The sequence below is a fragment of the Humibacillus sp. DSM 29435 genome (assembly GCF_001758225.1).
Lineage (GTDB): Bacteria > Actinomycetota > Actinomycetes > Actinomycetales > Dermatophilaceae > DSM-29435.
In genome coordinates this window covers 302,605-325,345 of record NZ_MAST01000012.1, presented here as the reverse complement: position 1 = coordinate 325,345, position 22,741 = coordinate 302,605, and the positions used below count along the sequence as shown (strand labels likewise).

At 70.3% G+C, this 22,741-nt stretch carries 22 protein-coding genes; 11 read left to right on the top strand and 11 right to left on the bottom strand.

The window, feature by feature from the left end; genetic code table 11:
* Position 1: 1 nt before the first annotated feature.
* Positions 2-1,762 (top strand): alpha/beta-hydrolase family protein, encoded by a 1,761-nt coding sequence (locus BA895_RS10685; RefSeq protein ID WP_139142600.1) that lies wholly within the window; start codon positions 2-4, stop codon positions 1,760-1,762.
* Positions 1,763-1,780: 18 nt separating this feature from the next.
* On the opposite strand, the gene BA895_RS10680 is transcribed toward BA895_RS10685, so the two are convergent.
* The gene (locus BA895_RS10680; RefSeq protein WP_175442296.1) at positions 1,781-2,428 is read right to left on the bottom strand and encodes a MerR family transcriptional regulator; all 648 of its coding nucleotides are present in this window, start codon (positions 2,426-2,428) and stop codon (positions 1,781-1,783) included.
* Between the two features lie 69 nt (positions 2,429-2,497).
* Here BA895_RS10680 and BA895_RS10675 point away from each other — a divergent pair, with 69 nt between their 5' ends.
* A complete protein-coding gene (locus BA895_RS10675) occupies positions 2,498-2,992 on the top strand; it encodes a DUF4188 domain-containing protein (RefSeq protein ID WP_070191849.1) in 495 nt (164 codons plus the stop codon).
* Between the two features lie 55 nt (positions 2,993-3,047).
* Here BA895_RS10675 and BA895_RS10670 read toward each other — a convergent pair whose 3' ends face one another.
* The 4 genes from BA895_RS10670 to BA895_RS10650 all read right to left on the bottom strand — a co-directional run bounded on the left by BA895_RS10670 (position 3,048) and on the right by BA895_RS10650 (position 6,751).
* On the bottom strand, positions 3,048-3,329 hold the full coding sequence (locus BA895_RS10670; protein ID WP_070191848.1) for a DUF3072 domain-containing protein: 282 nt from the start codon (positions 3,327-3,329) through the stop codon (positions 3,048-3,050).
* A gap of 130 nt (positions 3,330-3,459) precedes the next feature.
* The gene (gene fgd / locus BA895_RS10665; RefSeq protein WP_070191847.1) at positions 3,460-4,467 is read right to left on the bottom strand and encodes a glucose-6-phosphate dehydrogenase (coenzyme-F420); all 1,008 of its coding nucleotides are present in this window, start codon (positions 4,465-4,467) and stop codon (positions 3,460-3,462) included.
* Positions 4,468-4,533: 66 nt separating this feature from the next.
* A complete protein-coding gene (locus BA895_RS23930) occupies positions 4,534-5,553 on the bottom strand; it encodes a peptidoglycan-binding protein (RefSeq protein ID WP_254666415.1) in 1,020 nt (339 codons plus the stop codon).
* Positions 5,554-5,995: 442 nt separating this feature from the next.
* Positions 5,996-6,751 carry an IclR family transcriptional regulator gene (locus BA895_RS10650; RefSeq protein WP_070191845.1) on the bottom strand — a complete coding sequence of 252 codons (756 nt, stop codon included), beginning with the start codon at positions 6,749-6,751 and terminating at the stop codon, positions 5,996-5,998.
* Positions 6,752-6,895: 144 nt separating this feature from the next.
* On the opposite strand from BA895_RS10650, the gene leuC reads away from it, so the two are divergent.
* The 3 genes from leuC (at position 6,896) to BA895_RS23925 (ending at position 9,913) form a co-directional block, all read left to right on the top strand.
* Positions 6,896-8,323, top strand: a complete 1,428-nt coding sequence (leuC, locus tag BA895_RS10645) for a 3-isopropylmalate dehydratase large subunit (RefSeq protein ID WP_070191844.1) — start codon at positions 6,896-6,898, stop codon at positions 8,321-8,323.
* Positions 8,324-8,326: 3 nt separating this feature from the next.
* Positions 8,327-8,920 (top strand): 3-isopropylmalate dehydratase small subunit, encoded by a 594-nt coding sequence (leuD, locus tag BA895_RS10640; protein ID WP_070191843.1) that lies wholly within the window; start codon positions 8,327-8,329, stop codon positions 8,918-8,920.
* Between the two features lie 270 nt (positions 8,921-9,190).
* Positions 9,191-9,913: an HU family DNA-binding protein gene (locus tag BA895_RS23925; protein ID WP_070191842.1), complete on the top strand. Its 723-nt coding sequence runs from the start codon at positions 9,191-9,193 to the stop codon at positions 9,911-9,913.
* 77 nt (positions 9,914-9,990) lie between these two features.
* Here the strand turns inward: BA895_RS23925 and cofC are convergent, their stop codons facing one another.
* Positions 9,991-10,884, bottom strand: a complete 894-nt coding sequence (gene cofC / locus BA895_RS10630) for a 2-phospho-L-lactate guanylyltransferase (protein WP_070191841.1) — start codon at positions 10,882-10,884, stop codon at positions 9,991-9,993.
* A gap of 117 nt (positions 10,885-11,001) precedes the next feature.
* Here cofC and BA895_RS10625 point away from each other — a divergent pair, with 117 nt between their 5' ends.
* Together BA895_RS10625 and BA895_RS10620 are read left to right on the top strand one after the other, a co-directional pair.
* The gene (locus BA895_RS10625; protein ID WP_070191840.1) at positions 11,002-11,808 is read left to right on the top strand and encodes a 1-acyl-sn-glycerol-3-phosphate acyltransferase; all 807 of its coding nucleotides are present in this window, start codon (positions 11,002-11,004) and stop codon (positions 11,806-11,808) included.
* Entirely contained in the window at positions 11,805-12,803 is a 999-nt protein-coding gene (locus tag BA895_RS10620) for an NAD(P)H-dependent glycerol-3-phosphate dehydrogenase (RefSeq protein WP_070191839.1), read from the top strand. The genes BA895_RS10625 and BA895_RS10620 overlap by 4 nt, the downstream gene beginning before the upstream one ends.
* Before the next feature lie 207 nt (positions 12,804-13,010).
* Here the strand turns inward: BA895_RS10620 and BA895_RS10615 are convergent, their stop codons facing one another.
* Entirely contained in the window at positions 13,011-14,132 is a 1,122-nt protein-coding gene (locus BA895_RS10615) for a PLP-dependent aspartate aminotransferase family protein (RefSeq protein ID WP_070191838.1), read from the bottom strand.
* Between the two features lie 50 nt (positions 14,133-14,182).
* Between BA895_RS10615 and BA895_RS10610 the strand changes: the two genes are divergently transcribed.
* Positions 14,183-15,400, top strand: a complete 1,218-nt coding sequence (locus tag BA895_RS10610; RefSeq protein ID WP_083283203.1) for a D-alanine--D-alanine ligase family protein — start codon at positions 14,183-14,185, stop codon at positions 15,398-15,400.
* Between the two features lie 25 nt (positions 15,401-15,425).
* On the opposite strand, the gene BA895_RS10605 is transcribed toward BA895_RS10610, so the two are convergent.
* Positions 15,426-15,857, bottom strand: a complete 432-nt coding sequence (locus BA895_RS10605) for a DUF3515 family protein (RefSeq protein WP_070191837.1) — start codon at positions 15,855-15,857, stop codon at positions 15,426-15,428.
* A gap of 23 nt (positions 15,858-15,880) precedes the next feature.
* On the bottom strand, positions 15,881-16,114 hold the full coding sequence (locus BA895_RS10600) for an Lrp/AsnC family transcriptional regulator (protein ID WP_070191836.1): 234 nt from the start codon (positions 16,112-16,114) through the stop codon (positions 15,881-15,883).
* A 177-nt stretch (positions 16,115-16,291) separates the two neighbouring features.
* Here BA895_RS10600 and thiL point away from each other — a divergent pair, with 177 nt between their 5' ends.
* Positions 16,292-17,287 carry a thiamine-phosphate kinase gene (thiL, locus tag BA895_RS10595; RefSeq protein WP_070191835.1) on the top strand — a complete coding sequence of 332 codons (996 nt, stop codon included), beginning with the start codon at positions 16,292-16,294 and terminating at the stop codon, positions 17,285-17,287.
* A 105-nt stretch (positions 17,288-17,392) separates the two neighbouring features.
* Here the strand turns inward: thiL and rpmB are convergent, their stop codons facing one another.
* Both rpmB and BA895_RS10585 read right to left on the bottom strand, forming a co-directional pair.
* The gene (rpmB, locus tag BA895_RS10590) at positions 17,393-17,581 is read right to left on the bottom strand and encodes a 50S ribosomal protein L28 (protein WP_070191834.1); all 189 of its coding nucleotides are present in this window, start codon (positions 17,579-17,581) and stop codon (positions 17,393-17,395) included.
* A gap of 154 nt (positions 17,582-17,735) precedes the next feature.
* Positions 17,736-18,512 (bottom strand): fructosamine kinase family protein, encoded by a 777-nt coding sequence (locus BA895_RS10585; protein WP_070191833.1) that lies wholly within the window; start codon positions 18,510-18,512, stop codon positions 17,736-17,738.
* Positions 18,513-18,648: 136 nt separating this feature from the next.
* On the opposite strand from BA895_RS10585, the gene BA895_RS10580 reads away from it, so the two are divergent.
* Together BA895_RS10580 and BA895_RS10575 are read left to right on the top strand one after the other, a co-directional pair.
* The gene (locus BA895_RS10580; protein ID WP_070191832.1) at positions 18,649-20,478 is read left to right on the top strand and encodes a DAK2 domain-containing protein; all 1,830 of its coding nucleotides are present in this window, start codon (positions 18,649-18,651) and stop codon (positions 20,476-20,478) included.
* Positions 20,479-20,482: 4 nt separating this feature from the next.
* Positions 20,483-22,741: an ATP-dependent DNA helicase RecG gene (locus BA895_RS10575; protein ID WP_254666414.1), complete on the top strand. Its 2,259-nt coding sequence runs from the start codon at positions 20,483-20,485 to the stop codon at positions 22,739-22,741.

The window sequence follows — 22,741 nt, the reverse complement described above, 5'->3', positions numbered from 1 at the left end:
CATGTCGGTCACGGTGTCATCTCCCGACGCGCCCGAGGAGATACCGGATGCCGGTTCGCCTCCCCCCGCGGGCGGCAACCGCGTTTGGTGGCGCCCGCGGCTGGGCAAACCCGGCCGCGTGTTCGAGCTCTCCTTCTCCGGCGTCGGGGTCACCGCGGCCGCGTGGTTCTTGAGCCTCTCGCTCCAGCCTTCACTGCTGCCCCGCGACGGGGTCATCCAGGGCGTCACCTCGGGTGTCACCGTCATGATCGGCTATGGCGCCGGAGCCGGGGCTCAGTCTCTGTGGGAGTTTCTCGGCATCCCGCGCATCACCGGGCGGGCGCACCGCATCCTCGTTCCCCTGCTCGTCACCCTCGGGGTACTGGCGGCGGTGTTCTCGGGGTGGCGGTTCGTGGGCTGGCAGAACGAGACCCGCAGCCTCCTCGGCATGGATCCGATCTCACCCACCATCTGGCCGGTCATCATCGTGGTCACGATCGTGGTGGCCGCCCTCGTTCTCGCCGTTTCCCGCGGTCTGCGGCTGCTCTTCCACACCGTCTTACGTTGGCTCGGCCGGCGCCTGCCCCGGCGTGTCGCCGCGGTCACCGGTACCGCCGTGTTGCTCGTCGTCATCTGGTCGCTGCTCACCGGTGTGCTCGTCAACGGGTTCTTCGCCGCTGCCAACGCCACCTTCGCACCGAACGACACGCGGGTCACCGAAGACATGCGGCGGCCGACGGAGCCCGAACGCTCGGGCAGCCCGCAGTCGCTTTCGTCGTGGGACTCCCTGGGCCGTCAGGGGCGGTACTTCGTCGGTGGCGGTCCGACGGTCGCCGAGCTCAACCAGGCCAACGGCGGCGGCGCCAAGGAGCCGGTTCGGGTCTATGTCGGTATCCAGGGCGCCGACTCGCTGCAGGGCCGGGCCGACCTGTTGCTGGCCGAGCTGAAGCGGTCGGGAGCGTTCGAGCGCAAGGTGCTGGTCGTGGCCACGACAACGGGCACGGGCTTCCTCGACAGCAACGGCGTTGACCCGCTCGAGTTCGCCTGGAACGGCGACACCGCGATCGCCGGGGTGCAGTACTCGTTCCTGCCGAGCTGGATCTCGCTGCTCGCCGACCAGGCGGCCGTCAAGGAGACCTCTCAGGTGGTCTTCGCGACCGTGCACCAGTACTGGGCCTCCCTGCCCGAAGGAAGCCGCCCCAAGCTCTACCTCTACGGGTTGTCGTTGGGCTCCTTCGGGGTGGAGAGCATCCTCGAGTCGATCAATATCGTCAACGAGCCGATCGACGGGGCCCTCATGGTGGGACCTCCGTTCGTGAACCCGCTGCACCAGCGACTGACGGCCGAGCGCGACCCGGGCAGCCCGGCATCCCTGCCGATCTACGAGCACGGCCGAACGGTGCGCTTCGCCAACGAGCAGGGCGGGCTCGGCCGAACGACCGGCACCTGGGGGCCGACTCGTCTGGTCTACCTGCAGCACGCGAGCGACCCGATCGTCTTCTTCTCCACGAAGATGGCCTTCGCCGAGCCGGAATGGCTCTTCCCCGGCCAACGTGGGCCTGATGTCAGCCCGCGAATGGACTGGTTCCCCGTCGTGACGATGTGGCAGACCCTGCTCGACCTTCCCGGCGCCGGCAACATCCCGATGGGCACGGGGCACCTCTACTCCGCCACCGCCAACCTCACCTCGTGGGTCGCGGTCACCCAGCCGCCCGGTTGGACCCCGGAGCGAACGAAGCAGCTGTCGAAGATTCTCGAGGCCCGGCCCTACGTCAACACCTGAGCAGCGCCACGTGGCTGCTCAGGGAGGGGCAGTGACGCCCCCGAGCCGCTCAGAGCTGAGGCGCTCCTGCGCGACTCGGCGCAGCGCGAGGAGGATGGGGTCGGTGACGACGTTGCCGATGATGGCGTAACGCAGGGCCTGCGCGGGTGAGGCGTCGGCGAGGTCGGCCACGACATCGACCTCGGCGACCGCGCGCATCGCCTCACCCCAGCACGTCAGCGTCTCGGCCGTGATTGGCCAACCCGATGACTCGGCGACCGTGATGGCCTGGTCGAGCGTGAGCGTGGCGGGGGAGCGGCCCGGGTTGCCGTGGTCGGCGGCTGAGGGCAGGCACGCCGGCACGACGCCGTCGACGAGCCGCTGGGCCGATGCCGAGGCCGGAGGGCGGTCACGGTCACGGAGCACCTCGTGTGCGGTGCCGAGCAGCTCGTGGCGGCTCGCCGGGGGGTTGTCGAGCGCCGCCACGACCTCGCTGATGCGCTCGATGGACAGGCCACCGACATCGACGAGGGTGCGAATGAGCCGGACCCGCTCGAGGTGCGAGTCGTCGTACTCTGCCCGAGTTGCGCTCTGGGCGACCCCGGGGTGCAGCAGTCCGATGCGGATGTAGTACTTCACGGATGCGATCGTCACGTCAGATCTCACCGCCAGCTCAGAAACCCTCACGGCCACCTCCTTGACTTTGGATAGTAGCAGTGTCCATCATTGGATAGTCATAAACCCTAAGGAGCCGGCATGTCGGAACACCAGAGCCACACGCACGGCCACGACGGTGACCTCGCCGTCTTTCTCATCGGGCTGCGCGTCAACCGTCCGTGGCGTCCTGACCTGTGGATGCCCACGTTCGCAGCCATGGGCCCGATGATCACCGAGCTGTACACCGCCAAGGCGGCAGCCGAGCGGGGAGAGGGCCCGCACCCGGGGTTTCTCTCGCACCGCACCCTGGTGGCCCTCGGCGGCCCGACACTCGTGCAGTACTGGCGAAGCGTCGAGGACATCTACGCCTACGCCCACGCGCCAGAACGCCACCACCGCCCGGCCTGGCTCGACTTCTACCGTCGCAGCAAGGGGTCGGGCGGAGCCGTGGGGATCTGGCACGAGACGTACGCCGTGCCCGCCGGGTCGGCCGAGAGCCTCTACGTCGACATGCCACTCATCGGTCTTGCCGCAGCCTTCGGGCCCGTCGAGGCGTCCGGGCGCCAGCACGCCCGGATCAGGCGGGCGGCCTGACGGCGACCGCTGCTCCGGGCGTGTGGTGAACCCTGACGTTCGACCTTCGACTCGGTCAGGAGTTGGCGCCACGGCCGGTGGCGCCCTGCAGCCGGTCGATGTGTTCGGAAGCCTGGGCCTTGGTCAGGTCGGCCGACAACGTCTCGCCCGCCTCCCGTGCCAAGGTCTCGAGGTAGCTGCGCTGGGCGCCGGTCATCGGCTCGTCGCCGGTCACCCAGTCGTCGGTGTCCTTGATGGCCCCGTCGCCGCTCGTGCCGCCGATCACGTCGCCGCTGGGCGCGGAGCCGGCCTCGTCGATGGGGGTCGTGTCGTTCGAAGGTGTGTTCGATTCGCTCATGATGCTCCCGTACCCACCTGGGCTCCCGATGAGACGTCGGTGTCGGGGCTTCTTGGCGCGTCGTGGCCCGTCTTGGCGCGCCTTGACGCAGGCGGGTCGGAAAGGTCGTTGGGGCGGATGCGGTGAGCGGTCAGGTGAGCTCGCGCAGTCCCGGGAGCACGTCGGCCGAGAACTGGTCGAGAAACCGGGCCTGGTCGTGGCCCGGCGCGTGGATGACGAGGTGGTTGAAGCCCCAGTCGAGGTAAGGCCTGATCTGCTCGACCACGGCGGCCGGGTCGCTCGCCACGATCCAGCGGGAGGCGATCTGCTCGTCGCTCAGCTCGTCGGCGAGCCGTTCCATCTCGACGGGGTCGTGCACACCGTGCTTCTGCTCGGCGGTCAACGACAGGGGGGCCCAGAACCGGCAGTTGCGCACCGCCTCGTCGTGGTCGCGGTCGTAGGAGAGCTTGATCTCGATCATCTTGTCGATGTCGTCACGGGTGCGCCCCGACTTCGCCAGGCCCTCGTCGACCGCGGGCAGCAGCTTCTCCTCGTAGAGCTCGCGACCCTTCCCGGACGTGCAGATGAACCCGTCGCCACTGCGACCGGCGTAGCGGGCCACCAGCGGCCCACCGGCCGCGACGTAGATCGGCACAGGCTGCTCGGGCCGGTCGTAGATGGTCGCGTCGTGGGTGCGGTAGTAGTCACCCTCGAAGGTGACCCGCTCCTGCGTCCACAGCTCGCGCATCAACGCGACCGCCTCGCGGAGTCGGGCGAAACGCTCCTTGAACTCGGGCCACGGGGAGCCGGCGGCGCCGACGGCGACCTCGTTGAGGGCCTCACCCGTGCCGATGCCGAGCACGACTCGACCAGGGTTGAGCGCCCCCAGCGTGCCGAACGCCTGGGCGACGACCGCGGGGTTGTAGCGGAACGTGGGGGTCATCACCGACGTGCCGAGCTGCACCCGCTCGGTGCGTTCGCCCACGGCAGCCAGCCACGACATGGCGAACGGGGCGTGCCCGTCGCGATGGCGCCACGGCTGGAAGTGGTCGGATATGAACACGGAGTCGAGCCCCAGGTGCTCGGCCTGGGCGGCATACGTGACCAGCTCTCGCGGGCCGAACTGCTCGGCGGATGCCTTCCAACCAACTTTGAGCACGGTGCCTCCATGTCGTCAGGACCTCGGGGTGACTCCCGTCAGCCTACGACCGCCGCTTTGCCGGCCTCACCAGTGGACGACGACCTTGTCGCCGAGGTTGACGGCCGCGTAGAGGCGGGCGATGCCGTTGTAGTCGCGCACGTTGACGCAGCCGTGCGAGTTGCCGGCGTAGCCGACGCGGGCGAAGTTGGGGGAGTAGTGCACGGCCTCGCCGCCGGAGAAGAACATGCTGTAGGGCATGAGCGACTGGTCGATGTTCGAGCGGATCTCCCGCGCCTTGCGATAGACCGAGAAGAGGCCCTCGCGGGTGGGAAGGTCGGCGCTACCGAACCGCACGGTGAACTGGTACTGAGGCTTGCCGTCGATGACCCACGTCAGCACGCTGGTCGACTTGCTGACGCACATCACCCGGCCGGTCATGCAGCGAGCGTCCTGGTCCCAGCTGATGCCGGTCGGCTGGGGTTTCGGGGTGGCCGGCGTCGGGGTCGCCGGCTTGGGCTTGACGTTGGCCAGCTCGTCCGAGGTGGGTCGACGGGTCATCGACAGCAGCCGGTTGTAGGTCGCCTCGTCGACCTTTCCGGTGGCATCGAACCCGCGCTTGGCCTGGAACCCCCGAACGGATGCCGTGGTCCTGCTTCCGTAGAGGTTCGAGACGTCGCCGGTGAACCAGCCGATCTGACGCAGGCGGGCCTGGAGAGCGCGCACGGTGCTTCCGGTGTCGCCGGCCTGCAGGACAATCCGGACCGCCGGAGCGGGCTTCGCCGGCTTGGCCGTGTTCGACGGTGTGGGCTTTGGTGACGGTTTGGGGGGACTCGCCGGCTTGGTGGGAGGCTTCGGCGAGGCCGAGGTGGTCGGAGCTGCTACCGGCCTGGTGGACGGCGACGTCGTAGGCACGGAGGTGCTTTGGCTCGGGTCGGACCCCGTGCTCGTCTGGGAAGAGCCGGCGGCGGCGGTGGCGCCGACCTTGGTCGGGGGCGCAGCGGTGTCGGGCGCGGAGCTGCAGGCGGAGGTGAGTGCGAGGGACAGAGCCCCGACCACGCCGAGCGCCCCCTTCATCAGACGTGCGCGCCCGCGGTTCTGCTGCATGGTGTCCCCTTGACCTCGTCGTGCCGTGGCACGTCGCCCCACCCTGGCGGTGGCGCACTGAACAGACTGACGTGCCGCGGCCCACTGTGGTTGTCACGGTCCCTGCTAGGCAACAGATCGTGACCGATCTGTTGCCTTACCCGACTTCTGCAGCACGCGTGTGCGGCACGACGACGATGAGGTCGACGCCATCTCGAGACGGGTCTTCGCGACTCCGGAGCACCGTTCGTGAACCGGGGCAGCGGGTGGCCTCCGGAGCCAGGACGATCGCCAGATCGAGCGTCGAGCGCGTGCGCTCAGCCGTCAACTCCTTGACGAAGCGCAACGAACCGCACAGACCCACGATCTTCGGACGAGCAACCGGCACGTTGGACCTGGACACCCTTCAAGAGCCGAATGTATTCCGGAGTCCCAGGCGGCTGAAGGTGCCTGGAACGCGCGGTCAGGCGTTGTGGTGCTGCTGTTGTTGTTGTTGCTGGGTGGCGTGGTGACGACGCAGCACCTCGGTCAGCTTGTTCGCCCCGGCCACCACCGTGGCCGCGTGCAGCCGACCGGGCTGACGTGAGAGCCGCTCGATCGGGCCCGAGATCGAGACCGCAGCCACGACCCGGCCTGACGGCCCGCGAACGGGCGCCGACACCGACGCCACGCCTGCCTCGCGTTCGGCCACGCTCTGGGCCCACCCACGCCGCCGCACACCGGAAAGGGCGGTCGCGGTGAACGCCGCTCCCTGCAGGCCGCGATGGAGGCGGTCGGGCTCCTCCCACGCGAGCAGCACCTGGGCCGCCGAGCCCGCCAGCATCGAGAGGGTCGCCCCGACGGGGATCGAGTCGCGCAGGCCGACGGGGCGCTCGGCGGCCGCGACGCAGATGCGCTGGTCACCCTGCCGCCGGAAGAGCTGCGCGCTCTCGTTGGTGTGGTCGCGCAAGGCACCGAGCACCGGCCCGGCCGCGGCCAGCAGACGGTCCTCTCCGGCGGCGGAGGCGAGTTCGCCCAGGCGCGGACCCAACACGAAGCGGCCCTGCATGTCGCGCGAGACCAGCCGGTGATGCTCGAGAGCGACCGCCAGCCGATGGGCCGTCGGTCGAGCCAGACCGGTGGCGCCGACGAGCTGGGCCAGGGTGGCTGGGCCTGCCTCGAGAGCGCCCAGCACCGTGGCCGCCTTGTCGAGAACTCCGACTCCAGATGAGGTGTCCATGCACTGATATTGCCGTCTCAGGCAATGAGACGTCAATTCCGTGGCCTCGCCAAAGGTCCACGCTGTACCGGAACGGTGTCGAGGGCGACGGGTGAAACCTTGCTCGATCCGGTAGGACACCGGTAGACAACGTGGAGGGAAGCCATGGCTGGGACGTTGGCCGAGAAGGTCTGGGACGCACACGTGGTACGCCGCGCCGAGGGTGAGCCCGATCTGCTCTACATCGATCTGCACCTGTTGCATGAGGTGACCAGCCCTCAGGCCTTCGACGGTCTGCGCCTCGCCGGTCGCCCGGTGCGCCGACCCGACCTCACGCTGGCCACGGAAGACCACAACGTGCCCACGACTCCGGGGCCGATCACCGACCCGGTATCGAAGATCCAGGTCGAGACGCTGCGGCGCAACTGCGAGGAGTTCGGCCTTCGTCTGTACCCGATGGGTGACGTCGACCAAGGCATCGTTCATGTCGTCGGCCCGCAGCTCGGCCTGACCCAGCCCGGCATGACCGTCGTGTGCGGCGACAGCCACACCTCGACCCACGGCGCTTTCGGCGCCCTGGCCTTCGGCATCGGCACCTCCGAGGTCGAGCACGTGCTCGCCACTCAGTCGCTGTCGCTGCGTCCCTTCCGCACGCTCGCGGTGAACGTGGTCGGTCGGCTGCACGAAGGAGTCACCGCCAAGGACGTCGTGCTGGCGGTGATCGCGAAGATCGGCACCGGCGGCGGTCAGGGCTATGTCTTCGAGTATCGCGGCGAGGCCATCGAGGCGCTCTCGATGGAAGCCCGGATGACGGTGTGCAACATGTCGATCGAGGCCGGTGCGCGCGCCGGCATGATCGCCCCCGACCAGACGACCTTCGACTACCTCAAGGGGCGCCCTCACGCCCCCCAGGGCGCCGACTGGGATGCCGCTGTGGCCGAGTGGACGGCGCTGCGTAGTGATGACGACGCCGAGTTCGACGAGCAGGTCGAGCTCGACGCGTCCGACCTGACGCCGTTCGTCACCTGGGGGACCAACCCGGGTCAGGGCCTTCCGCTCAGCGACTCCGTGCCCGACCCCGAGTCGTTCGCCGACGAGAGCGACCGGGTGTCGGCCGCGAACGCGCTGGCCTACATGGACCTCGAGCCGGGAACGAAGCTGCGCGACATCAGGGTCGACACCGTCTTCGTGGGCTCGTGCACGAACGGTCGCATCGAGGACCTTCGGGCCGCGGCTGCCGTCGTCAAGGGACACCAGGTCGCCAAGAGCGTGCGCATGCTCGTGGTCCCCGGCTCGGCGCGGGTGCGTCTGCAAGCCGAGGCCGAGGGCCTCGACGCCGTCTTCACCGCAGCGGGCGCCGAATGGCGCCTTCCCGGCTGCTCGATGTGTCTCGGGATGAACCCTGACACCCTCTCGCCCGGCGAGCGCAGCGCGTCGACGTCGAACCGCAACTTCGAGGGCCGGCAGGGCAAGGGCGGGCGCACCCACCTGGTCAGCCCCCTCGTCGCCGCCGCCACCGCGATCCGCGGCACCCTGTCGAGCCCGGCCGACCTGGCCGGTCTCGAGACCTCCATCACCGCCCAGGAGGCCTGAGCCATGGACAAGTTCAAGACTCACACCGGCGTCGGAGTGCCGCTTCGTCGCAGCAACGTCGACACCGACCAGATCATCCCGGCCGAGTACCTCAAGCGCGTGACCCGCACGGGCTTCGAGGACGGCCTCTTCGCGGCCTGGCGCAAGGACGAGTCCTTCGTACTCAACAACCCCGTGTACGCCGCCGGGTCGGTGCTCGTGGCCGGCCCCGACTTCGGCACCGGCTCCAGCCGCGAACACGCCGTCTGGGCTTTGATGAACTACGGCTTCCGGGTCGTCATCAGCTCTCGGTTTGCTGACATCTTCCGGGGGAACAGTGGCAAGGCAGGGCTGCTCACGGCCATCGTGTCCCAGGATGACGTGGAGCTGATCTGGAAGTTCCTCGACAACAACCCGGGCGCCGAGATCACCGTCGACCTCCTGGCCCGAACCGTACGGGCGGGCGAGATCGTGGCCCCCTTCGAGATCGACGACTACACGCGCTGGCGTCTGCTCGAGGGGCTCGACGACATCGGGCTCACCCTGCGACACGAGCAAGAGGTCACCGAGTTCGAAAAGGGTCGCCCGAGCCACAAACCGGTCACCACACTGGCCTGACGACCTCCGTCACAACGCCGTGACGAAACCGAAAGCCCTTGTCAATCAAGGGCTTTCGGCCTTTCTGGTCACGTTTCGCACCCCGAGGGGTGCCCTCACGACGGCTCGTCCGACCACCAGTGACGAACCTCAATGCCCTTGCGACACAAGCAAATGCCTGCAGATGTGGTGGACCTCGCGCCAATCTGCGTTTACCGTCAGGTCCTAACCGGACTGGATCCGGACGTACCGTCGGGTCGTTGACCTCGACAGTCCTCTGGAGGGGAAGACGTGAACAAGGCAGAACTGATCGATGCCCTTGAGGTGAAGCTGGGCAGCAAGAAGGCCGCTTCCGATTCGCTCGAGGCTCTCCTCGACATCGTGATCCGCGAAGTCGCCAAGGGTGGGAAGGTCGGGATCACCGGGTTCGGAACCTTCGAGCGGGTCGAGCGCGCCGCGCGCACCGGTCGCAACCCGAAGACCGGTGAGACGGTCAAGATCAAGAAGACCAAGGTGCCGAAGTTCCGGTCCGGAACGAACTTCAAGCACGTCGTCTCAGGCGCCAAGAAGCTGTCGCGCACGGAGTCTGCTGCTTCGCGGGCCTCGGCCGGTTCGTCCACCGCCACGGCCAAGACCGCCGCCACGAAGGCCGCGACCAAGACCGCCGTGAAGAAGACGGCGACCAAGGCCGCACCAGCCAAGACGGCCACCAAGGCTGTCGCGAAGACCGCGACCAAGACCGCCGTGAAGAAGACGGCGACCAAGGCCGCACCCGCCAAGGCCGCACCGGCCAAGACGGCTCCGGCCAAGGCAGCGCCGGCCAGGGCGACGACCAAGACCGCCGCCACGAAGACGGCGACCAAGGCCGCACCGGCCAAGACCGCCGCCAAGGCTGCCGTGAAGACCGCGACCAAGACCGCCGTGAAGAAGACGGCGACCAAGGCCGCACCCGCCAAGACGGCCACCAAGGCTGCCGCGAAGAAGACGACGGCCCGTAAGGCGGCCACTCGCTGAAGAACACTGCAGGTCTCTGCGCGCGTAGAGGGCCCGACCCATCGGTCGGGCCCTCTACGCGCGCCGGGTGGCTGCCGTCAGCGGATCTGCTGGCCGGGGCCGATTCCGACGATGCCGAGTGAGACCACCATCTCGTCGGCCACCTCCACCGTCAGCCGTTGACCTAGCCGCACCAGACGCAGCCCGCTCGCCTCGAAGGCGGCAGCCGTGAACGACACCTGCCGCCCGTCGTCGAGCAGCACGCTGCCGGTGTGGTGCTCGGGATCGAAGGTGTGAACGCTAGCCTGCATGCCCTGAATCCAACCAGATCCGAGTCGATCCACGAGGCCCGCCGTGCGTGGCCCCAGACCCAGACCGATGGCCGCCGCCAGTGAGGCCGGGTCGTCGACGTCGGTTCGCAGACGAGGCAGGTCGAGATCGAGACGCGCTGCACCGTCTGCGGCGTGACGAGCCGCGCTGTCTGACCCGAACCGCGGTCGCAGACCCGATGCCATGCCGCCGCAGCGCAGCACCGTTCCGACGCCATCGGCGTCGGGGACGAACGACTGGTCGTGGGGGTGGGCTGCGGCCAGGGCCGCTCGGAGGTCGACGGCCGTGAGACAGGGAAGGTCACCGAGCAGGGCGGCCGGTCGTGACAGCCGGCCCGTGTGCGTCAGCCGGCGTAGCCCCGCCACGATGGCGGGGTTCAGCCCGACACCCGGGTCGGGCACCACGTCGATGCCAAGCCTCACGAGCTGGGCGGTGAGACCGGCATCCGACGTGACGACCAGCACGCGTGCGGCCCCGACCGCCCCGACGGCGGCGGCGATCGTGTCGTCGGCGACGGCGCGGCTGAGGGCGGCTCGGTCGGCTCCGGTCGCCCGGGCGAGCCGCGACTTTCCGAAACGGGTGTCCTTGACCGGGATGACGACGTGCCACGGTGTCTCGCCGGGTGGCCTGCAGGATGGCGGTGGCGTCGGAAGGTCGGTCATGCTGGAATCAATCGTCCCACTCGCCGCCCGCCTGCTCGACACGCCACCCCCGGGTGACCAAGATGAGGGCACGACACGCGCTGACGCGGCACGTGGTGGCGCTAGGAGGCCGACGCCGTGGGCGGTGCACGTGAGAGGCCACTTCCGTTCGCCTACCGGCTGGCCGCGTTTCTGCTTCGACGGCCGCTCATGGTGTTGACGAAGCGCGACTGGCGAGGCCTGGAGAACCTGCCCGCCACGGGCGGCTTCATCGTATCGCCCAACCACATCAGCTACGTCGACCCGCTCGTGTTCGCCCACTTCATGTTCGACAGCGGCCGGGAGGCCTACTTTCTCGGCAAGGAGAGCCTGTTCACGGTGCCTGTGGTCGGCTGGGTGCTGCGCAAGTCCGGCCAGATCCCGGTCTACCGGGGATCCGCAGCAGCGGCCGACTCCTACCGGGCGGCGGTCGCGGCCGTGCACGAGGGCAAGCCCGTGGGGATCTTTCCCGAGGGCACCATCACCCGAGATCCTGCCCTCTGGCCGATGCGGGGCAAGACCGGAGCGGCTCGGATCGCTCTCGAGACCCGTTGCCCGCTGATCCCGGTGGCCCAGTGGGGGGCACAGGAGATCCTCCCCCCGTACGGGAAGCGGCTGCGCCTCTTCCCGCGCCGCACGATGCAGGTGTACGCCGGACCGCCGGTCGACCTCAGCGACCTCTACGACCGGCCGATCGACACCAAGGTGCTCCGAGAGGCGACCGACCGGCTCATGGCTCGCGTCACCGAACAGCTCGAGGTGCTGCGGGGGGAGCCCGCCCCGCTCGACCGCGTCGACCCCCGGCGACTCGGCGTCGCCGAGACGGGCAACCCCGGCGCGGAAGGCCGCCCCTCCGCTCGTACGGGTCTCTTGCGTCGGCGACGCGGCCGGAGGAGCAGCGGATGACGCATGTCGCCGTGATGGGAACGGGCAGCTGGGGCACCGCGTTCAGCTCGGTCCTGGCCCACGCCGGGTGCACCGTGACGATGTGGGCCCGGCGCCAGGAGGTGGCCGACCAGATCAACGCAGGATGCAACCTCGACTACCTGCCCGACCTCCAGCTCTCCTCGTCGGTGCGAGCCACTACCGATCCGGTCGGCGCCTGCGACGGTGCCGACATCGTCGTGCTCGCGGTGCCGTCCCAGACCCTGCGGGCCAACCTCGAGCAGTGGGGCCACGCCATCCCGCGCGCTGCCGACGTCGTGTCGTTGATGAAAGGCGTCGAGCTCGGCACGACGAAGCGGATGAGTGAGGTGATCGCCGAGGTCGGCGGAGTCGAGAGCGAGCGCATCGTCATCGCGTCCGGACCCAACCTGGCCAAGGAGATCGCGGCCCGCCAGCCGGCCGGGAGTGTCATCGCCTGCGCCGACATGGCCGGGGCCGAACGCGTTGCTGCGGCCTGCGCCAGCTCGACCTTCCGCCCCTACACGAGCACCGATGTCGTGGGTGCCGAGATCTGCGGCGCCACCAAGAACGTCGTGGGGCTCGCGGTGGGCATGGCCGAGGGGATGGGCTTCGGTGACAACACCAAGGCGACCATCATCACCCGCGGGCTGGCTGAGACGACCCGGCTCGGTCTGGCCCTCGGTGCCGAGCCTGAGACCTTTCTCGGTATGGCCGGAGTGGGCGACCTCATCGCGACCTGCATGTCGCCGCTGTCACGCAACCACCGTTTCGGGGTGCGCCTGGGGCAGGGCCTGACGGTCGACGAGGTGGTGGCCGAGACGAAGCAGACCGCGGAAGGCGTCAAGTCGTGCCAGTCGATACTGGCTCTCGCCGTCGCCCAGGGCGTCGACATGCCTATCGTCGAGCAGGTCGTCGCGGTGGTCCGCGACGGGCACTCGGCACGCGACATCGGCCCGCGGCTGATGTCGCGTGACCTCAAGGTCGAGAAGCACTGACCCTATTTTTTCCCAGGTGGTCCCCGCGCGCCAGACCGACGACGAGCACCTCAGCTGAGCGGCGGCGTTGCGGGCACGGGTCAGGCTGAACCGCGGGGATCGGACCGTGGCGGGGTTGGTGCGGCTGGTTGGTTGCTTCGGCCGCGGGGATCGGACCGTGGCGGGGCGGGGTGGGCAGAGCCAACCGTCAGCCGTCGGGGCAGGCCCTCAGGGCTGAACGGCGCCCGTGCCGACCCGCAGGGCCAGGTCTAGGTCGGCCCACAGATCTTCGACGTGCTCGATCCCGACCGACAGGCGCAGCAGGCTGTGCGGCACGGTGTCGGGCTCCGAGGGGTGGCGCCGGCGCCGTTCGATCTGCGACTCGACGCCCCCGAGGCTCGTCGAGTGCAGCCAGAGCCTGGTGGCGGCGCAGACCTGCTCCGCCGGCTCTGGGTCGTCAGGGGGGCCGGCCACGTCGATGGCCATCATGGCCCCCGAACCGGGGTAGCGAACCCGGGCGACGGCGGGGTGAGCCTCCAGCCGAGCGGCAAGAACAGCCGCGTTGGCGCAGGCCCGTTCGAAGCGCACCGACAGGGTGCGCAGGCCGCGCAGCGCGAGAAAGACCTCCATCGGCCCGGCGATCGCCCCGTGCAGGGTGCGGTGTCGCCGCAGCCGTTCCCCGAGTGCCCGGCCGCGCTCGGTGTCGGCCACGACGCTGGCGCCGAGCACGACGTCGGAGTGGCCGGAGAGGTACTTCGTCACCGAGTGCACCACGACGTCGGCGCCGAGCTGCAGAGGACGACACAGCAGCGGCGTCGCGAGCGTGTTGTCGACGACACTGGTCACCCCCCGCTCGCTCGACCGGGCGAGCACCGCCGGCAGGTCGACGACGTCCATCAGCGGGTTGGTGGGCGACTCGAGCCAGAGCAGGTCACCCGGCCCGAGTGCGTCGACAGCGACGAGCAGCCCGGCCGTGTCGCTCGCGTGCCGACGCGCCACCGTGCCGCCGCCCGCCTGGTAGGCGCTGAGCAGGTCGCCGGTGCCGTTGTAGGTCTGGTCGGGGGCCACGATAGTGGCGTGAGCTTCGGCGAGTGACAGGGCGGCCGAGATGGCGCCCATCCCGGACGCATGCACGAGCGCCGACCCACCCTCGAGCCCGCCCAGTGCCTCTTCGAAGGCGTTCCACGTCGGGTTGCCGACCCGGGCGTAGTTGACCGGTCCGTCAGCGGAGTAGGTCGACGTGAGCTCGACCGCCGGGTTGACCGACGCGCCAGGGGAGCGCGTCGGGCGACCCGCTGCCACGACGTACGTATCGGTGTGCAGAGTGTTCGGGTCGACCGCGTGGCTCACCCGTTCAGCGTACGAGTCGGCCGGCTCGCCCCGGGATAGAGTCTCGCGTGATGACCAGCGACCAGCCCGCCACCCCAGCCGAACCGCGCCAGCCGGCCGAGCCGGCCGCGCCTGCCGAACCTGCCGCGCCTGCCGAGACGCAGCCCAGGACGACGGGTGAGCAGAGCCGGCCCCGCGTCGCGGTCGTGTTCGGCGGCCGGTCGTCCGAGCACGCCGTCTCCTGCGCGACGGCCGCCGGGGTGCTGCGCGCCATCGACCGCGAGAAGTACGACGTCGTGCCCATCGGGATCACCCGCGACGGGCAGTGGGTGCTGGCGGCCGATGACCCGGAGCGCTTCGAGCTCACCGCCGCCCACACCCCTGAGGTCGAGCCGTCGCCCTCGCGCGTCGTGCTCCCGCTGTCGACGCGCGAGACGGCACTGACCGTGCTCGAGGCCGGGCAGCCCCCGGTCGAGCTGGGCGCCGTCGACGTCGTCTTTCCGGTGCTGCACGGGCCCTTCGGCGAGGACGGCACGCTCCAGGGCTTTCTCGAGCTGTCGGACGTGCGGTACGTCGGGTCAGGGGTGTTCGCCTCCGCCGCCGGAATGGACAAGCACTACATGAAGGTCGTCTTTGCAGGCCACGGCATCCCGGTCGGCCCCTACGTCGTGATCAGCGACCGGGCCTGGCGGGCCGACCCGGCCGCCGCTCTGGAGCGGTGTTCGGCGCTGTCCTACCCGGTGTTCGTCAAGCCGTCCCGGGCGGGCTCGTCCATGGGGATCACCAAGGTCGCCGGTCCGAGCGGGCTCGAGGCCGCGATCGAGACGGCTCGGCAGCACGACCCGAAGGTGCTGGTCGAAGAGGGGATCAGCGGCCGGGAGATCGAGTGTGCCGTGCTCGAGGGCCACGGCACCGACGCGCCGCACACGTCGTTCGTCGGCGAGATCGAGGTGCACGCCAACCATGCCTTCTACGACTTCGAGGCGAAGTACCTCTCCGAGGCCGACGTCGACCTCAGCTGCCCCGCCGACCTGCCACCCGAGGTGAGCGACGAGGTGCGTCGGCTGGCGGCCGCGGCGTTCGAGTCGCTCGGCTGCGAGGGACTCGCCCGCGTCGACTGCTTCTACACCGTCGACGGACGCGTGGTCGTCAACGAGATCAACACCATGCCCGGGTTCACGCCGAGCTCGATGTACCCGCGGATGTGGGCGGCATCCGGGCTGGCCTACCCCGAGCTCATCGACGAGCTGCTCAGCCTGGCCCTGGAACGGCGCACCGGGCTGCGCTGAGCGAGCGGCCCTGCGGCCACTGAAGTCAGGTGCACCGGCGCCCGTTGCTGGGCAATGAGGTGGCCACGTCGCCGAAGGCCGGCAGCAGCAACGGCACCGGGCCGTAGTCGGCGGGCACGAGAACCTCGATCGCCGGGTCGCGTCCGAACGTCGTGGCGGCGCCGCCGTCGCTGAGCGAGCGCACCACCCAGTCGACCCCGTTGACGGTGACGCACTCGTCAGTCGTCGGCGCGAGGGGGTCGAGGCCACAGCGGGCGATGATGGCCGGGTCGCCCCAGGCCCTGACCGACGGTGAGGCGGGGGAGGTCGCCACCTGCTCGTGACCGCTGACGGATGCCGGCCAGCTCAGCGTGGTGCACACCGGCGCGGCCGCCTGGGGCGCGAGGGACACCTCGGGGGTACGGGAGCAGGCGGACACGGCAACGGCGGCGCACAGCGCCGCCGTCACCAGTGCCACCGAACGGGTGGTGGAGGGCCGGCTCAGACGTGAACCACGGTGCACGTCAGGGTGCGGGTGATGCCGGGGACGTCCTGAAGCTTGGCGATGACCAGGCGCCCGAGGTCGTCGACGTTCGCGGCCTCGACCCGGGCGATGACGTCGTAGGGGCCGGTGACGTCCTCGGCCATCGTGACGCCGGTGATCGTCGCGATCGCCTCCGCCACACTGGCCGCCTTGCCGACTTCGGTCTGAATCAGGATGTAGGCCTGAACCACGTGTCACCTCACTGTGTTTGACGGGGCTTGCGGAAGCCGCGAGGGCTTTCGGCGCCCACCCGAGCGGGCCACCGTGCCCTGACGCTACCGTGCCGGAGGGGGTTTCGTCCCTCGGGGTACCAGCCGGCGCGTGACCGTGGCCGACAGCGGGTGTCAGAGCACGATAGGAAGAGCGACATGACGATCAGGCCGGGCCCGATGATGACGGGCGGAACCCCGCTGCACGAGCTCGACGAGGACGACCTCCTACGACGGATCCTGCCGCGCTTTCCCGTGTCGGACGACCTGCTCGTGGCCCCGGGTGACGACGCTGCGGTGCTGGCGACCACACCCCGTACGGTCGCCACGACCGACACGATGGTGCTGGGTCGCGACTGGCTCGACGCCTGGAGCTCCGGTGCCGACATCGGCCACAAGGTGATCGCACAGAACCTCGCCGACATTGCCGCGATGGGAGCCCGGCCGACCGGTGTGCTCGTCACCCTGGTCGCCGATCCGCAGCTCTCGCTCGAATGGGTGCTCGACCACGCCGACGGGCTCGCCCAGGCCTGCCTGGAGGCAGGTGTGGCCGTGCTGGGAGGTGACCTGTCCTCGGCGCCACCGGGAGTGGTCATGGTGTCGGTCACGGCTCTCGGTGATCTCGACGGCGAACCCGTGCTGCGGTCGGGAGCCCGGCCCGGCGACGTGCTGGCGGTGTGCGGCTCGCTCGGTCTGGCCGATGCCGGGTGGCGACTGCTGCGCGACGACCGGGCAGACCGGCATCCGGATGCCGTGGCGCGCCAACGCAGACCGCAGCCGCCGTTGGCCGCGGGGCCGCAGGCGGCCAGGAGCGGCGCCACCGCGATGCTCGACATCTCCGACGGACTGCTGCGCGACGGGGGTCGACTCGCGAGGGCCAGTGCGGCGGTCATCGACGTCGACACCGCCACGCTGGTCGACGACGTGGCCGCGCTGAGCGGCGCGTTGGGCCCCGCTGTCGCCCTCGAGTGCGTGTTGGCCGGGGGAGAGGAGCACTCGCTGCTCGCGACCTTCCCACCAGGTCGGATGCCGTCCGGCTGGCGACGCATCGGTCGGGTGCGGGCCCCAGTGCCGGGGGAGACCCCGGGGGTGCTAGTCGACGGCGAGCAGGTGGCTCACCTGGGATGGGACCATTTTCGCCCAGACTCCGCCTGAGGTCAGCGGTGTCAGCGCAGTCAGCGCAGTGGAGACGGCTCGGTACGACGAAGGCCGGCCTCCGTCAGGGAGAGCCGGCCATCGAGGTCGAACGGAAAGGGTGGGTCAGCGTGCGACCTTGCCCGCCTTGAGGCAGGACGTGCACACGTTGAGCCGCTTCGGGGTCACGCCTCCGACCATCGTGCGAACGCGCTGGATGTTCGGGTTCCAGCGCCGCTTGGTACGACGGTGCGAGTGCGAGATGTTGTGACCGAAGCTCGGCCCCTTGCCGCAGACGTCGCAGTTGGCAGCCACGGGAATCTCCTGAAAATGTCGGTGATGACGAAAGGTCTGATGCTCCACCTTGGGCGAGAAAGGTCGACACACGCGGGGCGCACGTCACCCGCCGTGCACGAGGGGAACCGTTCAAGAGTAGCCGACCGGACGGGCCGATCACAAAACGAGCAGCTCAGACGATGCTGCGGGCCGCGTCGACGAGCTCGGAAGCGTACGAGGGCCCGTGGGAGGCGGTGTGCGTGGCCAGCGGATGCAGCTGGTGCACCTTGACGAGCCGTGGCCAGTCGTCGGGTAGGGGCCGCACCTCGTGGTAGGCCGCGCGCAGGCGGGCCAGCTCGGGAAAGCCGAACAGCTCGAGCATCGCGAGGTCGGTGAGGCCGTGACCCCCATGGGCGGCCGGGTCGATGAGAACCGCGCCGAACGAGGTGAAGACGACGTTGCCCGACCAGAGGTCGCCGTGGATGCGTGCGGGGGGCAGGTCGTCGTCGAGCTCCCCACCACCCAGGCGAGCACAGGCCCGGTCGACGACCCGGGCGTCGTCGGCCGACAGGTGGCCGGCGTCGACGGCGCGTCGCACGAAGGGTGCGACCCGCTGCTCGGCGTAGAAGGCACCCCACGTGGGCGACGGGTGGTTCGTCTGGCTCTGGCGACCGATCCACGCCGGCCCCCGCCAACCCGCAGGGGGAGCGCCGAACGCCGGGGCGCCGGCCGCATGGGTGTGGGCCAGGGACCGGCCCAGATCCTCGGCGGCCCGGGCCGTCGGCACCGCCGTCTCCAGGCGTTCGACATCGATGTGGCGCCGACCGACCGCGGCGACGCGCACCACGCGTGTACCCCCCGATGCCTCGGCCGCTGCGAGCCAGCGCAGACCCGCAGCCTCGACCGCGTAGAAGCCGCCCGGGGCGTCGGGTCGGGTCTTGCGATGCATGGCGTCGGGGTCAGGCTCCATCTCCTCCAAAGTAGTCGCCCGACCGACTCGAGGCGACGGCTCCCACCCCTTTGCGCGGCGGCGCGCGACCGAGGGTGGCATGCGTGTGGGGGAGCGAGACGCTAGCCTCCCACCAGAGACCAGCAGGAGGAGTTCGATGCCCGGCGCGATGGCAACGCCTGACGAGGCACTGACCCTGCTCGACGCCGATGCCGTGCGTCGTTGGGCGGTGCTCATCCGGGCCGGCTTCGCCGAGCGGCGGGCCGAGATCGACGCGCTCAACGTCTTTCCCGTGCCCGATGGAGACACGGGTACCAACCTGTTCCTCACCTTCGACGGGGCGCTCGACCGCAACCAGAGTCTGGCGCCCGTGCTAGCTCCGGGCGCGGAGGGAGTCGAACCGGGGGCGGGTGACCTGCTCGTCAGCTTCGCCTCCGCGCTGTTGTGGGCCGCGCGGGGCAACTCCGGCGTCATCCTCAGCCAGCTGGCGCGGGGCATCGCCGACGCCGCACGCGGCCACCGTGAGATTGACGCCGCCACGCTCGCCGTGGGCCTTCAGCGGGCCGACGAGATGGCCTGGAAGGCGGTCACCGACCCCAAGGACGGCACCATCCTGTCCGTCTCCCGGGCGGCGGCGGTGGCCGCCGTCGACGCGGCTCCGCGGGGGCTGCACGCGGTCGCGGCGTCCGCCTTCGCAGCCGGAGCCGAGGCCCTGGCGCGCACGCCCCAGCAGCTGAAGGTGCTGGCCGACGCCGGGGTCGTCGATGCCGGCGGCGCCGGCTACGTCGTGCTGCTCGAGTGCCTCGAGCGCGTGTGCGCCGGAGACGAGGGCATCAGCGTGACCGAACGATGGGGGGAGCGCTGGGGCCACCGAACCGACCGGCCCCGTGGCCCCGAACGCCGGTCCCGGTCCGACAGCCGGCAACCCCGTATGCAGGCCACCGGCCCCGACGCCCGCGGCAGCGACACCTCCGGGACCGGTGACGCCGGGCCCAGCTATGAGGTGATGTACCTGCTGGCCGACTCGAGCGACGAGCGGGTCGAGGCGCTTCGAGACCGGCTCGTCGAGCTCGGCGACTCGGTGCTGGTGGTCGGTGGAGACGGGGAGTGGAACATCCACGCTCACGTCGACGACGCAGGGGCGGCGGTCGAGGCCGGCATCGTGGCCGGTCGGCCGCACCGGGTGCGCATCACCGGTCTCGAGCACGTCGAGCACGTCGGGCACGAGCACGTCGGGCACGCGGCCGGGCACGAGGTAGGCGACAACGACGACCGGGCCCTCGCGGTTCAGCCGCCCGACCCGAAGGTGCGGCCCGCCGGGTCGGCCATCGTGGCCTGCGTCGCGGGCGACGGCCTCATCTCGCTCTTTCGGGAGGTCGGCGCCATGGTGGTCACGTCCGCTCCCTCACGTCGAGCATCCACCGGCCAGATCATCGAGGCGATCCGGGCCCAGCACGCCGCCGGGGCTGCCGGAGTCATCGTGCTGCCGAGCGACGGTGACACCGAGCTTGCGGCGCGCGCCGCCGTCAGGGCGGCCTCCGACGAGGGCATCGAAGCCCACGTCGTGCGGGCCCGAGCCGCGGTTCAGAGCGTCGCCGCGCTCGCGGTGTTCGAGCAGATCGACTCGGCCGCCACCAACGTGCTGGCCATGCAGTCGGCATCCGCGGCCACCCGTCACGGCGCCGTCACGACCGCCACACGATCAGCGTTGACGAGCGTGGGGCCGTGTGAGCCGGGTGACGTGCTCGGGATCATCGACGGTGACATCGTGGTCGTCGGCCACGACCTCCAGCAGGTCGCCGGCCTCGTGGTGGACCGTCTGATCGCGAGCGGAGGCGAGCTCTTGACGCTGGTCACCGGCACCGGGGCCACCGACCAGCTCGCCGAGGCCGTCAGCCGCGAGGCCCGAGCGGCCCACCTCGGGCTCGACGTCACGCTGATCGATGGTGGCCAGCCGGTCTACAGCCTCCTGCTCGGGGTGGAGTGACGGCGTGGTCGCGCTCACCGAGGACTCGCTGCTCAGCAAGTTCGTCAAGAAGGGGGATGCCGCTGCGCTGGCTCGCGCCAAAGGGCTCCAGACGGTGGCCGACCTGCTCGAGTTCGCCCCACGCCGGTACCTGCCCCCCGGGCAGAGCACCGACCTGTCGGCGCTGCGCCCGGGCGACGACGTCATGGTCGTCGCAGAGGTGGCCACGGCCACCACCCGGCCGATGCGTGGCCGCAAGGGCAAGATGCTGACGGTCGTGCTCGCCGACGAGCAAGGTCATCAGCTCGACCTCACGTTCTTCAGCGCCTACGGCCATTCCGCCAAGCTGGTGCCCGGTGCGCGGGGAGTGTTCGCCGGCACCGTCGGCACCTACGGCAGCCGGTTGCAGCTGACCCACCCCGACTACGAGCTCGCGGCCGACGAGGAGCAGGCTCGTGCCGCCGCCCAGCACTACGAGAGCCACCTGATCCCGGTCTACTCGGCCACGGGCAAGATCTACTCCTTCCACATCCGCCGGATGGTCGACTACGCCCTCGACACGGTCGACCGGGTTCGTGAGCCGCTGCCCGACGGCGTTCGGGTGGCCCGTGGGCTGCTCCCTCGTCGCGAGGCGCTCGAGCTCGTGCACCGGCCCGGTCTGGGCGACGACCCGCAGCGGGGGATGCGCCGGCTGAAGTTCGACGAGGCCTTCGTGCTGCAGACCATTCTCGCCCAGCGTCGCAGAGCCGCCGAGGCCGAGCTCGCGACGCCGCGGCTGGCGCGCCCCGGTGGTCTGCTCTCGGCGTTCGACGCCCGACTGCCGTTCGAGCTGACCGCAGGGCAGGTCGCCGTCGGAGACGAGCTGACCGGCGACCTGGCCAGTGACCGTCCGATGAACCGGCTGCTTCAGGGCGAGGTCGGTTCGGGCAAGACCATCGTCGCGTTGCGGGCCATGCTGGCGGCCATCGATGCCGGTGGTCAGGCGGCGCTGCTGGCGCCGACGGAGGTGCTGGCCACCCAGCACCTCCGGTCGATCACCGCCATGCTCGGTGACCTCGCCCAGGGGGGCCGGCTCGGAGGCGCCGAGATCGGCACCACGGTGGCGCTGCTCACCGGCAGCCAGAGCGCAGCGACCCGCAAACGGTCGCTGCTGGCCGCCGCCTCGGGCGAGGCGGGCATCGTGATCGGCACCCATGCCCTCATCCAGAAGCACGTGCAGTTCGCCGACCTTGCGCTCGTGGTTGTGGACGAGCAGCACCGGTTCGGCGTCGAGCAGCGAGATGCGCTGCGAGAGAAGGCCCTTCGACCACCGCACGTGTTGGTGATGACGGCGACACCGATTCCCCGAACGGTGGCGATGACGGTGTTCGGCGACATGGAGATCTCCACCCTGCGCGAGCTGCCTCGCGGACGTTCACCCATCGCCACGCACGTGGTCGACGCCGAGAGACCCGGCTGGACCGAGCGCACCTGGAAACGGGTCGCGGAGGAGGTCGCGAAGGGGCACCAGGCCTACGTGGTCTGTCCGCGCATCGGCGAGCACCCCGATGCCGCCCCGGCCCTGCCGGCGAAGGGGGACGCCACCTCCGACGAGGAGGCCGGCGACTGGGGGCTCGACTGGGATGAGCCAGGGGATGGCCCCGACGACCCGCTCGAGTCACCGAGGGAGCTGACCGGGGTCTACGCCCAGCTGCACGAGCTGCGGTCGAACCCGTCCCTCGAAGGCGTTCGGCTGGAGGTGCTGCACGGACGGCTCGACGCCGACGCCAAGGAGGCGACGATGCGGGCCTTCGGGGCGGGCGAGATAGACGTGCTCGTGGCGACGACGGTCATCGAGGTCGGGGTCGACGTTCCGAACGCGTCGGTGATGGTGGTCGTCGACGCCGACCGGTTCGGGATCAGCCAGCTGCACCAGCTGCGTGGCCGGGTGGGGCGCGGCAGCGTGCCCGGTCTGTGTCTGCTCATGACGGGTGGGGCCGGTGACCGCGCTCTCGAACGGCTGGACGCGGTCGCGGCCACCACCGACGGCTTCGAGCTGGCCCGCGCCGACCTGATGTTGCGCCGCGAGGGTGACGTGCTGGGGGCGCGCCAGAGCGGCCGCGGCAACTCGGTGCGCCACCTGCGGCTCGGCCGACGTGACGACGAGCAGATCATCGCCGACGCGCGCGAGGATGCGTTCGCGGTCGTGGCCGACGACCCCCAGCTGCGCCGGCATCCTGCGCTCGCGGCGGCCGTCGCCATGCGTCTCGACGACGACCAGGCCGCCTACCTGGAGCGAGGCTGA

Bases quoted from the DNA above. Each gene is read 5' to 3' on its own strand.
- BA895_RS10685 (WP_139142600.1), top strand. From the start codon at position 2: ATGTCGGTCACGGTGTCATCTCCCGACGCGCCCGAGGAGATACCGGAT.
- BA895_RS10675 (WP_070191849.1), top strand. From the start codon at position 2,498: ATGTCGGAACACCAGAGCCACACGCACGGCCACGACGGTGACCTCGCC.
- BA895_RS10670 (WP_070191848.1), bottom strand. From the start codon at position 3,329: ATGAGCGAATCGAACACACCTTCGAACGACACGACCCCCATCGACGAG.
- BA895_RS23930 (WP_254666415.1), bottom strand. From the start codon at position 5,553: ATGCAGCAGAACCGCGGGCGCGCACGTCTGATGAAGGGGGCGCTCGGC.
- BA895_RS10650 (WP_070191845.1), bottom strand. From the start codon at position 6,751: ATGGACACCTCATCTGGAGTCGGAGTTCTCGACAAGGCGGCCACGGTG.
- leuC (WP_070191844.1), top strand. From the start codon at position 6,896: ATGGCTGGGACGTTGGCCGAGAAGGTCTGGGACGCACACGTGGTACGC.
- leuD (WP_070191843.1), top strand. From the start codon at position 8,327: ATGGACAAGTTCAAGACTCACACCGGCGTCGGAGTGCCGCTTCGTCGC.
- cofC (WP_070191841.1), bottom strand. From the start codon at position 10,884: ATGACCGACCTTCCGACGCCACCGCCATCCTGCAGGCCACCCGGCGAG.
- BA895_RS10620 (WP_070191839.1), top strand. From the start codon at position 11,805: ATGACGCATGTCGCCGTGATGGGAACGGGCAGCTGGGGCACCGCGTTC.
- BA895_RS10610 (WP_083283203.1), top strand. From the start codon at position 14,183: ATGACCAGCGACCAGCCCGCCACCCCAGCCGAACCGCGCCAGCCGGCC.
- thiL (WP_070191835.1), top strand. From the start codon at position 16,292: ATGACGATCAGGCCGGGCCCGATGATGACGGGCGGAACCCCGCTGCAC.
- BA895_RS10585 (WP_070191833.1), bottom strand. From the start codon at position 18,512: ATGGAGCCTGACCCCGACGCCATGCATCGCAAGACCCGACCCGACGCC.
- BA895_RS10580 (WP_070191832.1), top strand. From the start codon at position 18,649: ATGCCCGGCGCGATGGCAACGCCTGACGAGGCACTGACCCTGCTCGAC.